This window comes from Sphingomonas sp. SORGH_AS_0879, assembly GCF_030819175.1.
GTDB lineage: Bacteria > Pseudomonadota > Alphaproteobacteria > Sphingomonadales > Sphingomonadaceae > Sphingomonas.
The window spans coordinates 2,186,107-2,198,233 of sequence record NZ_JAUTBJ010000002.1 but is presented as its reverse complement, the minus strand read 5'-3'; the positions used below and the strand labels follow the sequence as shown (position 1 = coordinate 2,198,233).

The following is a 12,127-nucleotide window of genomic DNA, read 5'->3' as shown; positions in this document are numbered from 1 at the left end:
CCTCGCACAAGTCGTTGATCGCACGCGGCCTCTACGAAAACGAGCTTGGCGGATGGCGCTGGACGTCCCCCGGCTCCATCGCGCGTCCGAAAAGCGACGCGACCGGTCTTTTTATTGGAAGGTCAGGCAAATCGCTTGCCGGACCTCGTGGAGGCGCTGTATGTGACATCTGCATGACACGTCCCCCACCGGACCGGTCGCGGGATCGCCGGATCGAGGATCCGACCAATCTCTGGATCGTACACCCAGCGGCCGATTTGCTGCTGCCTTGGTTCGTTGCCCGCCGGATATCGGCCAATATGGTGTCGGTCGGCGGCCTCCTTCTCGGGGCATCGGCGGCGATCAGCTATGCCCAGTGGCAGGATTGGCGTTTCGTCCTGTTCGGCCTGATCCTCTCCATCTGCTGGCTGATCGCCGATGGGCTGGACGGGATGATCGCTCGCGCGACGGGTACGGCGAGTCCGCTCGGCCGGGCATTGGACGGCCTGTGCGACCATGGCGTCTTCGCGCTGATCTATATCGTTCTGGCCTGGTCGATCGGAACGATGGGCGGCTGGCTGCTCGCGATCGCCGCCGGAGCGGCCCATGCCGTCCAGTCCAACTATTATGAAAGCGAGCGGGCGCGGTTCCACCGCCGGTGCAAGGGGCTGACCGCCCCCGCCGCTACGCCGCACAGCCGCAACCCGCTGGTCCGCTGTTATGATTGGGTCGCGGGGACGCTGGAACGCTTTGCCGGACGCTTCGACGTGGCGTTGGGGCGTCAGAGCGATCCCATGTCGCTCGCCACCACCTATGGCGTCGCGGCCGTCCCGCCGATGCGGTTGATGAGCCTGCTGAGCGCCAATGTCCGCGTCTATACCATCTTCCTCGCCTGTCTGGCGGGCGATCCCCGCTGGTTCTGGTGGGCCGAACTCGGGCCGCTGACGCTGGTCCTGCTCATCGGGCTGGTCTGGCATCGCCAGGTGGAGCGCCGACTGATCCGGCCCGACACCCCTTTCCATCAACAAAACCTGATCCACTCGAAGGACATGAACACCCAATGACGAGCATCAATATCGCTGTGGTCGGCGTCGGCAATTGTGCCAGCTCACTGGTTCAGGGACTGTCGCACTATCGCGACGGGGCAAATGATACGATCGGCCTGATGCACTGGGACCTGGGCGGCTATCGGCCCAGCGATATCAAGGTCGTCGCGGCCTGGGATGTCGACACCCGCAAGGTGGGCAAGGACGTGGCCGAGGCGATCTTCGCCAAGCCGAACTGCACCGCCATCTTCTGCGAAACGATCGAGACGACCGGCGCGACCGTGCGCATGGGCAAGATCCTGGACGGCGTGGCCGAGCATATGGCCGAGTATCAGGACGACCGCACCTTCCTGCTCGCCGACGCGCCGGAACCGACCAAGGAGGAGGTCGTCGCGGCGCTGCGCGAGTCCAAGACCGACGTGCTGATGAACTACCTGCCCGTCGGCAGCCAGAAGGCGAGCGAATTCTACGCCGAATGCGCGCTGGAGGCGGGCGTCGCCTTCGTCAACAACATCCCCGTCTTCATCGCCAGCAACCCCGAATGGGCGGCGAAGTTCGAAGCGGCGGGCGTGCCGATCATCGGCGACGACATCAAGGCACAGCTCGGCGCGACCATCGTCCACCGCGTGCTGACCGATCTGTTCGCCAAGCGCGGCGTCAAGCTGGAGCGCACCTATCAGCTGAACACCGGCGGCAATACCGACTTCCTCAACATGTCGAACCATCGCCGCCTCGCCTCGAAGAAGATTTCCAAGACCGAGGCGGTTCAGTCGGTCGCCGCCGAGCGGCTGGACGATGAGAATGTCCATATCGGCCCGTCGGACTATGTGCCGTGGCAGAACGACAACAAGGTCTGCTTCCTGCGCATGGAAGGCTCGATGTTCGGCGGCGTGCCGATGAACCTCGAACTCCGCCTCTCGGTCGAGGACAGCCCGAACAGCGCGGGCGTCGCCATCGACATGATCCGTTGCGCCAAGCTCGCCAAGGATCGTGGCCTCGCCGGTCCGATCGACGCGGCATCTGCCTATTTCTGCAAGCATCCCCGCACCCAGATGACCGACGATCTTGCCGCCCAGGCGGTCGAAGACTTCATCACGATCCAGTAAGATGATCGATACCGCGATCCTGCTGGCGGCGGGCGAAGGCAGCCGCCTGCGTTCCGCCGCCCCGTACAAGCCGCTGTGCCATGTGGGCGGCCGGGCGCTGATCGACCATGCACTGCACGGGCTGGCGATAGCGGGATTGCGGCGAGCGGTGGTGGTGCTCGGCTATGGTGTGGAAAGCATCGAGCGCCACCTCGCCGCCGGGAATTGGCCGATTGCCGTGGAGACGGTGCGGGTGGCGGATTACCGCAAGCCCAACGGCGTATCGCTGCTCGCGGCCGAACCTCTGCTCGCCGGCCGGGACGCGCTGCTCGCCATGTGCGATCACCTTGCCGATCCCGAACTCTATCGGCGCACCGCCGAAGCGGGTTCGGGTGGCGGGGCCCGGCTGGCGACCGATCGTCGGATCGACAGCGACTGGGTCGATCTGGACGACGTCACCTGCGTCCGGACCCAGGGCGAGCGGATCGTCGAGATCGGCAAGGGCTTGGGCGACTATGACTGTTTCGACACCGGCGTCTTTGCCATCGGACACAGTCTGTTCGACGCCCTCCATGGGCTCGATGCCCCCTCGCTGACCGAGGGGATGCGCGTCTTGGCGGAGCAAGGGACGGCCCGTACGCTGGATTGCAGCGATGTCGACTGGATCGACGTGGACGACCAGCCCGCTCTGGCCAAGGCGGAGGCGTGGCTTCATAGCGGAACCCCGGCCAGCCGCCGGGCGGCATGACGCCCTGGCGGCCTGGACCGCCAAGGCTCAGCTTTCGGGGAAATCGGCACACAGGCTGAGGTCGCGATTCGCTTCGATCTCGGCATGACGTTGCTTCAGCCGGTCAGTGACCGCGTCGAAGCCCCAGCGGCCCAGCACCAGATGGCGAGGCGGGTTCGTCTGCTGCGTGATCGCGATCATTGCCTCGGCCGCCCGGACCGGGTCGCCCGCCTGGGAGCCGCTGATGTCCCGCGTGCTCGCCAGCCTTTTGCCCGCCGTCTCGGCATAGTCCGCGATCCGGCTGGGCGTCTGTTGAAGTGAACGTCCCGCCCAGTCGGTCCGGAAAGGGCCGGGCTCGACGCAGGTCACGTGAATGCCCAGCGGCCGGACTTCGACCGCGAGCGCATCGGACCAGCCCTCCACCGCATGTTTCGACGCCGCGTAATAGCCTGAACCCGGATAGCCGATCAGCCCCGCCACCGACGTGATGTTGATGACATGCCCCCGGCGCGCGGCCCGCATGATGGGCAGGACGGCACGGGTCAGGGCGAACAGGCCGAAGACGTTGACATCGAACTGCCTGCGGATCGCGTCGTCATCGCCTTCCTCGATCGTGCTCTGATATCCATAGCCCGCATTGTTCACCAGCACATCGATCCCGCCGAAGCGCTCCTGTCCCGCCTTCACCGCCGGCGCGATCTGCTCGTCGTTCGTCACGTCGAGTTCCAGCGCCAGCGCCTTCTCCTGATGCTCCTCGACGATATCGGCCACATCGCCGATCCGCCGCGCCGTGACGACCGCCCGCGCTCCCTGCTTCAGGACCAGCTTCGCCAGTTCGCGACCGAAGCCGGTCGAGCAGCCCGTGATGAACCAGATGGGTGTGGACGAGGACATGGATCAGCCTTTCGATGTTCGGACCGCCAAGCCATGCGCTGCGCGAATGTTCCAGCCTGTTTCGGCTTTTGGTCGTCACCGACGCCGCCCTGCGACGAGCGGACCGACAGGAGCGTCGAACACAAAAGGGATCGGGTGTCGCTTTCCCGACGGACCGCTAAAAGACGCCGAAAAAGGGAAGTTGCGTTGGTATCGAAATCGCTGCTCGGCGGCACCGCTGTGCTCGCCTGTGTGATCCTGTCGTCCGCATGCGTACCCACCGTCAGCCAACCCGTGCCACCCGCCGCCGTACCGATCACGGTCGAGACCACCGCCCCCGCCGCGCCGCGTCCCAGGCCGGTCCCGGCCCGTCCCGCCCGCGCCCAGCCCTCCGCCGACCTGCTCAACGCGGTTCAGGCTCTTGGCAGCACCTTCAAGGGCGAGGTGGGCATCAGCGTTCGCGATATCGATGAAGGCTGGGTCGTGGCGTGGGAAGGCGACCGTCCCCGCCCGCAACAAAGCGTCAGCAAGCTGTGGGTCGCGATCGCCGTCATGGATGCGGTCGATCGTGGTCGCCTGTCGCTCTCCGATCCGATCACCGTCAATCGATCGGACCTGACCGTCTTTCACCAACCGATCCGCGCCCTTGTCGGCAAGACGGGCTATCGGACGACCATCGGCGAGTTGCTGCGAGGGGCCATGACGCGCAGCGACAATACATGCAACGATGTGCTCCTGTGGCGGGTCGGCGGACCCGATGCGATCAATCGCATGCTGTCCCAAAAGGGCGTAGCGGGCGTCAAGTTCGGCCCCGGCGAGCGGGAATTGCAGGCGCGGACCACCGGTTTGCAATGGCGACCCGAATGGGCCGGCGGCTGGGGCTTCCTCCAGGCCCGCGCCGCGATGACTTACGAAGCGCGGGAAAAGGCGCTGCGTCGCTATCTGGCCGCACCGATGGACGGCGCGTCGGCGAACGGCGTCACGCTCGGCCTTTCGCTCCTGGCACAGGGCAAGCTGTTGACCCCAGGATCGACGTCTTCGCTTCTGACGCTCATGCGCTCGAGCAAGACCGGGCCGCTCCGCCTCAAGTCCGGGCTTCGTCCCGGCTGGACGCTCGCGCACAAGACGGGGACCGGGCAGGATCTGGGCAGCCTTTCGACGGGATACAACGACGTCGGTCTGTTGGTCGCGCCCGATGGCCACCGCTACGCCGTTGCCGTCATGATCGCCAGCACGCGGGAATCCATTCCCGCCCGCATGCGCCTGATGGGAGATGTGACGCGCGCGGTCGTCGGCTCGGCGAGGTAGCATGCCGCTCAGCAATGTTTTGTCACTTTTGGGGCCGTGCGGCGTTATTGCTTCAACCATCGTCCGAGGCTCCATCATAAATGCCCCTTCCCACCGAACGTCTCGCCATTCTCGAGGCCAAACGCACCCTTAAAATGGCCCGATCCGCCTATGCCTATGTTCGCGGCAATACGGCGAAATTCTATGAATGGCTGGCGGAATCGCCTTCCGCCCGACGGGTTCCTCGGGGACCGGACATCTGGATTTGCGGCGACTGCCATCTCGGCAATCTCGGGCCCGTCGCGAACGGCGAGGGCGCGGTGGAAATCCAGATCCGCGATCTGGATCAGGCCGTTATCGGCAATCCCGCGCATGACCTGATCCGGTTGGGGCTGTCGCTGGCGACGGCGGCGCGTGGCTCCGACCTGCCCGGCGTCGTCACCATGCGGATGATGGAGGAAATGGTCGAAGGCTATGCCGCCGCAATGCGCGATCCGGGCAGCGATGATCCGGGCGCCGAGTCCGAGATCGTCCGCAGCGTCGAGCGGGAGGCATTGGGGCGACGTTGGCGGCACCTTGCCAAGGAACGGCTGGACGCCGTCGAGCCGCGTATCCCGCTCGGCAAGAAATTCTGGGATTTGACGCCAGAGGAACGCGAGGCCCTGACCACGCTGTTCGCCGATGAGGACGTCGCCCGGATGGTCCTGTCGCTGAAGGGCAAGCCAAAGGGGCGTGGGGTTCGCCTGGTCGATGCGGCCTATTGGATGAAGGGGTGTAGTTCGCTGGGCCTGCTGCGCTATGCTGCGATCGTGGGGCTCAAGACCGGCAAGGGCAACTGGTCCTATGCCCTGATCGACCTGAAGGAAGCGACCACCCCCATCGCCCCCGCCGCACCGGGCGCGGCCATGCCGAAGGACGATGCCGAGCGTGTCGTGACGGCGGCGAACGCAATGTCCCCCTATCTGGGCGCGCGGATGATGCCGGTGCATATGCTGGAGCGCTCGCTCTTCATCCGCGAATTGACCCCGCATGACCTGAAGCTGGAGGTCGACCAGTTCAGTCAGGGCGAGGCGGTGAAGGCCGCGCGTCATCTCGCTTTCGTCGTGGGCAAGGCCCATGCACGGCAGATGGATGACCGGACCCGTTGCGACTGGCTGGAGACGTTGGAGGCGGATCGGCGGGGCGCGCTCGATACCCCGTCATGGCTGTGGGAAAGCGTCGTGTCGCTCGCGGGTAGCCATGAGGCGGGCTATCTCGACCATTGCCGCCGCTATGCCCTCGCCGCCTGACCGCCGCAGGTCAGCGCGTATGGTGGGACAAGAATGCCCACATCGCCTCGTTATCGACGGTGGACCAGCTATGCCCCCCGCCCCGCTTCACGCGCACTGCGACGGTCGCATCACCCCTGCACAGCGTATAGCCCTGCTCATAGTCGCTCGCGTCGATGGTCCGGGCATAGGGGCGCGAACAGCCATTCAGCGCGGCCCAGCGCGCGAGCGCCGTGGTCTGCGAATATCGCCAATAGGGCGCACCACCGCCGCTGATGGGGTTGGTCGTATCGGCGTCGCCCGAAAAGGCGAGGACGGGCATCGGAATTCCGGGGCGGCACGTCGAGGGATCGACGCGGTCGGGATCGCCTTCGAGCGGCCGACCCGCCCGCAAGCCGACGACCGGCGCGATCGCGGCAAATCGGTGCGGCACGTGGCAACCCAGCAGCGAGGTCATACGCCCGCCACCGGACAGGCCCGTCGCATAGACCCGCGCGCCATCAACACAGCCGGTCGCGATCATGCGGTCCACCAGCCCGGTCAGATAGCCGATGTCGTCACGAGCCGTCCTCGGCGGCAATGCGCCCGTGACGGTCGGGACACCGGGAATAATCCAGACGAAGCCACGGCCCGCCGGGATACCCCCGTTTGGCGCCACGACGATGAAGCCATGGCGGTCCGCGGTTTCGGCCAGCCCGCTGTCCCGCAGCATCTCCGCACCGTTGCTGGTGCTGCCGTGGAGAAGCACCAGCAACGGCATCGCGACGGTCGAGGGCTTTGAAGGCAGATGGATGAGGGCGCGTTCGGGCAAGGCATCCACAGCGCCCATGCGACATTCCGCCAGAGCGGCGTTGGAAAGGACACAGGCGATCAGTGCCGTCAGCAGGCGCAGGAACTTCAGCATATCGCGGTTCTACAATTCCTTCACCCGCTCGCCCAGTCGGAACGCCGATCATCCGTGACGCCGGGACAGCCCATCATCGCCATGTCCTTACACCCAGGATCGCCAACCCACCCGACATGGTGATCAGGGCCAGCACCAGCAGGACGGTGTCGAAATCCTGCGGCGTCGCGAACACCCAGGCGAGCATCGCTCCCAAAAGGCTCGGCAGGGTATTGGTCAGGTTGAACAGCCCCAAATCCCTTCCACGATGACGCGGATCGGGCAGCAACTGAAAGCTGAGGCCCGAATGCAGCGCGGCGAACACCGACGATCCGGCGGTGTAGAGGATGAAGGCCGCCGCCCCCGCCTCCCGGCTTTGCGCGGAGGCCATGGCGACCAACCCGGCCGCCGCGACCAGGGCGGCCAGCAGCAGGACATATTTGCGCCGTTCGGGCCTGTCCGCCGCGCGGCCGAACAGCAATGCGATCGGCAGGGGTACGATGAAGCCCAATGTGAAGACCTGCCCGATCCAGCGAGGCAGATCGACGCGCTCGGCGGGCGGCACGATCGTCTGGAAATAATAAAGGAGATAGCCTTGGGGCACGACCCCCGCAATCTGGATCAGCAGCCTGGACAGGCCCGCGATCCACAAGTCCCGACGAGGGGGGCGTGATCGCGCCGTCTCGGGAACCATCGGCGCGTTGAGCGCCCGCGCGCGGGTCAGGAGCAGCGGTAAGACGCAGACCGCGATCATTCCGCCGACGACCGCGAGCCGCCCGCCCTCTCCCAGCATCGCTTCGCCGACCAACCATGCGGACAGCGCCGCCGCCGCCGGATTGCCCAGCGCGATCAATGCTCCGGCCATGCCCCGCTTCGCATCCGGGATTTCCTCGGCCATGATCGCCATCAACGGTGCAAGCACGGCGTTGACTGCCAATTGAAAGCACAGGATCGCCGCGACCACCGAGACGGGGGTCGTCGCCAGACCGATCAAAGCATAGCTTGCCAGTATCCCGACCAAGCCGATCGCTATCCATAGCCGCCGACCCCGGCCCGCCTGCGCCGACCGATCGCTGAGCCAGCCGAACAGGATATTGGCGAGGCTCGCCACCACGGCGCCCGACACGGCGATCAGCGACAGAAGCGCGATCCGCCCGTCCGGACTGATCGCCTCCACCTTCAAGGGTACCAGCAAGGTCAGCAGCGGCAGATACGCGATCACGCCCCCGACATTGGCGAGCCCGAAAAGCGATAAAGGAGGCGATGATCGTGACGGGATCGGTTCGGGGCCGGATGGGGACATGCCCCTCCCTGCCCTCGATCGACCCTTGCGGCAACGACTTAGCGTTTCATCGTCTGCCCTTGGACCGTGACGGTTGAGACCATCGCCGATAGTCCGACCTTCCGGCGAGGTCGATCACGCCTGAGGCGGCACGACCGGCGTCGAAACCGGCTCGACCGTCAGGGGTCGGACCCAGAACAGCAGCAGGCTGCCGATCAGCGCAAACAGTCCCAGCATCAGGCTGAAACCGACCACACCGGGCCAACCCCTGTACGTCCAGGCGATCCCCCCGGCGGAGCCCAATATGCTCGACCCCATGTAATAAAAGAATAGATACCACGCCGCCGCCTGCCCCCGCATCGCACCGCCGCGCCTGCCGACCCAGGCGCTGGCGATCGAGTGCGCTCCGAAAAAGCCGATCGTCACGACGGCGATCCCCGCGACGACGAGCCAGAGGGGCGCAGCCAGGGTCAGCGCGACCCCGCCGATCAGCAGCGCAGTGGGAAGCCAGAATATCCTTCGCCGCCCGACCCTACCCGCCAGGCCGCCGAACAAGCTCGAACTCAATGATCCCAGGACATAGAGGAGGAAGACCGCCCCCACCGTCGCCTGTCCCAGATGATAGGGCGGTCCCAGCAGATGGAATCCGGCATAGTTGTAGACCGTGACGAACATGCCCATCAGCAGGAAGCTCTCGGCATAAAGCAGCCGCAGCGCCGGATCGCGAAACAGGGTCACGGCACCGCGCGGCAGCGAAAGCCAATCGGCCTCGCCCGCGACGAACCGCCGGGACACGGGGGCCAGACGGCGGAACGCCTCCGCCATGGCCAGCCCCGCCAGACCCACCGCCGCGATCGCCCAGCGCCAATCGGCCACCGCCGCGACGAGGCTGGCGACCAACCGGCCGCCCATTCCGCCCAGCGCGCTTCCCGCGATGTAAAGGCCCATGGCCGAGCCGATCGAACCCGCATCCACCTCCTCGGCGACATAGGCCATGGCGACCGCAGGGACCCCCGCCAACGCCAGTCCGGCCAGCAGCCGCAGCGCGAGCAGCGCGTACCAACTTGGCGCGACCGCGCTGGCGAGGGTCAGGATCGCCGCCGCCATCATGGCGATCGTCATCAGCGAGCGGCGTCCCCATCGATCGGAAAGCGCCCCCGCCACCAGAATGCCGATGGCCAGCGGCCCGGTCGCCATCGACACGGCGAGCGAGGCGGCCTCGGCGCTCAGGCGATAATGCCGGGCGAGTTCCGGCAATAAGGGCTGCACCGCGTAAAGTGTGGAAAAGGTCGCGAACCCGGCGAAGAGCATCGCCAGGGTCAGGCGTCGATATTCGGAAGAGCCCTTGCTGAGGGCGGCGGGGAGCGATGCGTCGGTCATGATCTCGCCTTAACGCATTCCGTTCACGGAAGATGGCGGGCACTGCGCGATCGATGCACAAGCCCCGGTCGGTTGCCTGTCTTCATCGACCATCGACCATCACGGTTGCATCGGAATCCTAATTTCGTTAATGCGAGGCGATAGCAATAAAGGGGTGGCATGTGAAATTTGTTACGATGGCGGCTGGCTGGGTCGCGGCACTGGTGTGCATGCCCGCTATGGCACAGCCGCCCGGCCTCCCGTCCGACCGTGTCGAAGAAGACGCGGGTCAAGACAGGGAAGTCGTCGTCACCGGGCGGGCGCAGCGTCTGTACCGGGTCGATACCACCACGCTCGGAAAGGCCGCCGAAGACCCGTTGAACATCCCGCAGGCGTTGCAGGTCATCAATTCCGACCTGTTCACGGATCAGGGCGCGCGGGATGCGACCGACATTTATCGCAATATCTCGGGCGTCACTGCGTTCAGCTATGCCGGGGTCACCTTTCGCGGCTTTCGACAGGACCAGTCCTTCTACGACGGGCAACGCGGCAATCCCTTTATCGGCTTCTCGGTCCCGCAACTGTTCAACATCAGCCGCGTCGAGGTATTGAAAGGTCCGGCGGGTCTCTTCTTCGGCCCCGGCTCTCCGGGTGGGATCGTCAACTATGTCTCCAAGACACCGAGCGAGGTGAGCGCATTGCGCATGGTCGCGACGCTCGGCAACTATGACCGGGCGGGCATTTCGTCGGAGGCGACGGGCAAGGTCGATGCGGAGGGAGTCGTCACCTATCGCATCGGCGGCTTCTATGAAGCAATGAAGCCTTTTCGCTACAATACGAAGAACAGCGCGCTGATCGGCGATGGCGGGTTGTCGTTCCGAACCAATTCGGGCGGCAAGCTGACCGTCCAGGCGACCGTCTATGACAAATTTCCTTCGGGCCAACCGCCTTCGCGGCGTGCCGGTCGACAATGACGGCAACTTCCTGGGCGACATCCGCTGGAACGCCAATGAGCCGACCGACTTCCTCCATCTGAAATCGCAGGCCTATCAGGCGCGTTACGCCACCACGATCGGCGATGCGGTGACGTTCGACGCGGGCGCCCGCTATTTCGACGCGACCGAGACGCAGCAATATCACGAACCGCGCGGCTTCGTGGCGGGGAGCAAAGATCTGATCGCGCGCGAGTTCCGCGACCAGATCCGCAGCGTCGACGGCCTGTCGTTCATGGCCAACGCGACCGCGAAAGTCCAAATTGCGGGCATGACCCACAAATTCCAGGCCGGTGCCGACTGGTATGACGAGACCAGCATCCTCGACTCGCGGATCCTGCGGAACGGGGTCACGCCGCTGTCGCTGAGCAAGCCGGTCTACACCGTCACCGGGCGCGACGTCGCGCGCGTCGCCGTCCTGCCCTTCGCCGTCACCGATACGCGGACCAAGCGGCAGGGCGGCTATCTTCAGGACCAGATCAGCATCACCGACGCTCTGCTGATCGTCGGCGGCGTTCGCTATGACCGGTTCGATGACGCCGTGACGACCGCCACCGGCGGACGGACGACGGCAAGCTCGGCCTATCGCGATGGCCGCTTCACCTATCGCGGAGGAGCGATCTTCAAGCCCCAGGAGCAATTGTCGCTCTATGCGAGTTGGTCCGGCAGCTTCGAGCCGCAAAGCGCCGCCAGTCAGAATGTCGATGCGGGCGGCCCCTTCGCCCCGGTGACGGGCGGGCAGATCGAAGCGGGGGTCAAGTCGGTGCTGCTGGACGGGCGACTTCAGGCCAATGCCGCGCTCTACCGGATCATCCGGCGCAACCTGCTTCAGGTCGATCCGTCCCAGCCGCCGGTCAACGGCGTGGATCAACTCCGTCCGATCGGAGAAGTAACGAGCAAGGGGTTCGAGTTCGACCTGTCGACGGACCTGACACCCGATTGGGTGCTGCTGGCCAACTATGCCTATAACGACACGAAGATCACCGGCACGGTGGCGGGGCAGTCGCTGACCAACGCGGTCGGCGATCGCTTCGCCAATGCGCCGCGCCATCAGCTCGGTTTCTGGACACGCTACCAGATCGCGCCGATCGGCACGGCGATCGGCTTCGGCGGCGAATATCTGTCCAGCCGGATCAGTTTGTCGGGCCAGACGGTGCAGCCCTATATGATCTTCGATGCCTCGATCACCAAAAGCCTGGGGATCGCGGAGTTGATGCTGCGCGTCGATAACCTGTTCGACAAACGCTATACCGCCTCGGGCTTTTCCGCACAGACCGGCAGCTTTCCCGGCGAGCCGCGCACGCTGCTGGCGGAATTGCGCCTTCGGCTCTGATCGGCGGGGCCTG

At 65.5% G+C, this 12,127-nt stretch carries 11 protein-coding genes; 7 read left to right on the top strand and 4 right to left on the bottom strand.

The features are described from left to right. Positions 1 to 173: 173 nt before the first annotated feature. From QE379_RS11015 to QE379_RS11005, 3 genes are read left to right on the top strand one after another with little or no spacing between them, the layout of a single operon-like run. The gene (locus QE379_RS11015) at positions 174 to 1,043 is read left to right on the top strand and encodes a CDP-alcohol phosphatidyltransferase family protein (RefSeq protein WP_307000462.1); all 870 of its coding nucleotides are present in this window, start codon (positions 174 to 176) and stop codon (positions 1,041 to 1,043) included. Then, on the top strand, positions 1,040 to 2,131 hold the full coding sequence (locus tag QE379_RS11010; RefSeq protein WP_307000460.1) for an inositol-3-phosphate synthase: 1,092 nt from the start codon (positions 1,040 to 1,042) through the stop codon (positions 2,129 to 2,131). Before QE379_RS11015 ends, QE379_RS11010 begins: the two co-directional genes overlap by 4 nt. A gap of 1 nt (position 2,132) precedes the next feature. Then, on the top strand, positions 2,133 to 2,858 hold the full coding sequence (locus tag QE379_RS11005; protein WP_307000458.1) for an NTP transferase domain-containing protein: 726 nt from the start codon (positions 2,133 to 2,135) through the stop codon (positions 2,856 to 2,858). Positions 2,859 to 2,885: 27 nt separating this feature from the next. Here QE379_RS11005 and QE379_RS11000 read toward each other — a convergent pair whose 3' ends face one another. Beyond that, positions 2,886 to 3,731: an oxidoreductase gene (locus QE379_RS11000; protein WP_307000455.1), complete on the bottom strand. Its 846-nt coding sequence runs from the start codon at positions 3,729 to 3,731 to the stop codon at positions 2,886 to 2,888. Between the two features lie 186 nt (positions 3,732 to 3,917). Between QE379_RS11000 and QE379_RS10995 the strand changes: the two genes are divergently transcribed. Together QE379_RS10995 and QE379_RS10990 are read left to right on the top strand one after the other, a co-directional pair. Beyond that, positions 3,918 to 5,018, top strand: a complete 1,101-nt coding sequence (locus QE379_RS10995; RefSeq protein WP_373461769.1) for a serine hydrolase — start codon at positions 3,918 to 3,920, stop codon at positions 5,016 to 5,018. An 80-nt stretch (positions 5,019 to 5,098) separates the two neighbouring features. Further along, on the top strand, positions 5,099 to 6,286 hold the full coding sequence (locus tag QE379_RS10990) for a DUF2252 family protein (protein WP_307000452.1): 1,188 nt from the start codon (positions 5,099 to 5,101) through the stop codon (positions 6,284 to 6,286). A gap of 10 nt (positions 6,287 to 6,296) precedes the next feature. Here the strand turns inward: QE379_RS10990 and QE379_RS10985 are convergent, their stop codons facing one another. From QE379_RS10985 to QE379_RS10975, 3 genes are all read right to left on the bottom strand, one after another. Continuing rightward, entirely contained in the window at positions 6,297 to 7,169 is an 873-nt protein-coding gene (locus QE379_RS10985; RefSeq protein WP_307000450.1) for a PHB depolymerase family esterase, read from the bottom strand. Positions 7,170 to 7,242: 73 nt separating this feature from the next. After that, positions 7,243 to 8,370, bottom strand: a complete 1,128-nt coding sequence (locus tag QE379_RS10980; RefSeq protein WP_307000448.1) for an MFS transporter — start codon at positions 8,368 to 8,370, stop codon at positions 7,243 to 7,245. A 195-nt stretch (positions 8,371 to 8,565) separates the two neighbouring features. Next, positions 8,566 to 9,810 (bottom strand): MFS transporter, encoded by a 1,245-nt coding sequence (locus QE379_RS10975; RefSeq protein ID WP_307000446.1) that lies wholly within the window; start codon positions 9,808 to 9,810, stop codon positions 8,566 to 8,568. 161 nt (positions 9,811 to 9,971) lie between these two features. On the opposite strand from QE379_RS10975, the gene QE379_RS10970 reads away from it, so the two are divergent. Further along, positions 9,972 to 10,763, top strand: a complete 792-nt coding sequence (locus QE379_RS10970; protein WP_307000444.1) for a TonB-dependent siderophore receptor — start codon at positions 9,972 to 9,974, stop codon at positions 10,761 to 10,763. After that, a complete protein-coding gene (locus tag QE379_RS10965) occupies positions 10,711 to 12,114 on the top strand; it encodes a TonB-dependent siderophore receptor (protein ID WP_307000442.1) in 1,404 nt (467 codons plus the stop codon). The genes QE379_RS10970 and QE379_RS10965 overlap by 53 nt, the downstream gene beginning before the upstream one ends. The last annotated feature ends 13 nt before the right edge of the window (positions 12,115 to 12,127 follow it).

Bases quoted from the DNA above. Each gene is read 5' to 3' on its own strand.
- QE379_RS11000 (WP_307000455.1), bottom strand. From the start codon at position 3,731: ATGTCCTCGTCCACACCCATCTGGTTCATCACGGGCTGCTCGACCGGC.
- QE379_RS11010 (WP_307000460.1), top strand. From the start codon at position 1,040: ATGACGAGCATCAATATCGCTGTGGTCGGCGTCGGCAATTGTGCCAGC.
- QE379_RS10985 (WP_307000450.1), bottom strand. From the start codon at position 7,169: ATGCTGAAGTTCCTGCGCCTGCTGACGGCACTGATCGCCTGTGTCCTT.
- QE379_RS10965 (WP_307000442.1), top strand. From the start codon at position 10,711: ATGACAAATTTCCTTCGGGCCAACCGCCTTCGCGGCGTGCCGGTCGAC.
- QE379_RS10975 (WP_307000446.1), bottom strand. From the start codon at position 9,810: ATGACCGACGCATCGCTCCCCGCCGCCCTCAGCAAGGGCTCTTCCGAA.
- QE379_RS11015 (WP_307000462.1), top strand. From the start codon at position 174: ATGACACGTCCCCCACCGGACCGGTCGCGGGATCGCCGGATCGAGGAT.
- QE379_RS11005 (WP_307000458.1), top strand. From the start codon at position 2,133: ATGATCGATACCGCGATCCTGCTGGCGGCGGGCGAAGGCAGCCGCCTG.
- QE379_RS10990 (WP_307000452.1), top strand. From the start codon at position 5,099: ATGCCCCTTCCCACCGAACGTCTCGCCATTCTCGAGGCCAAACGCACC.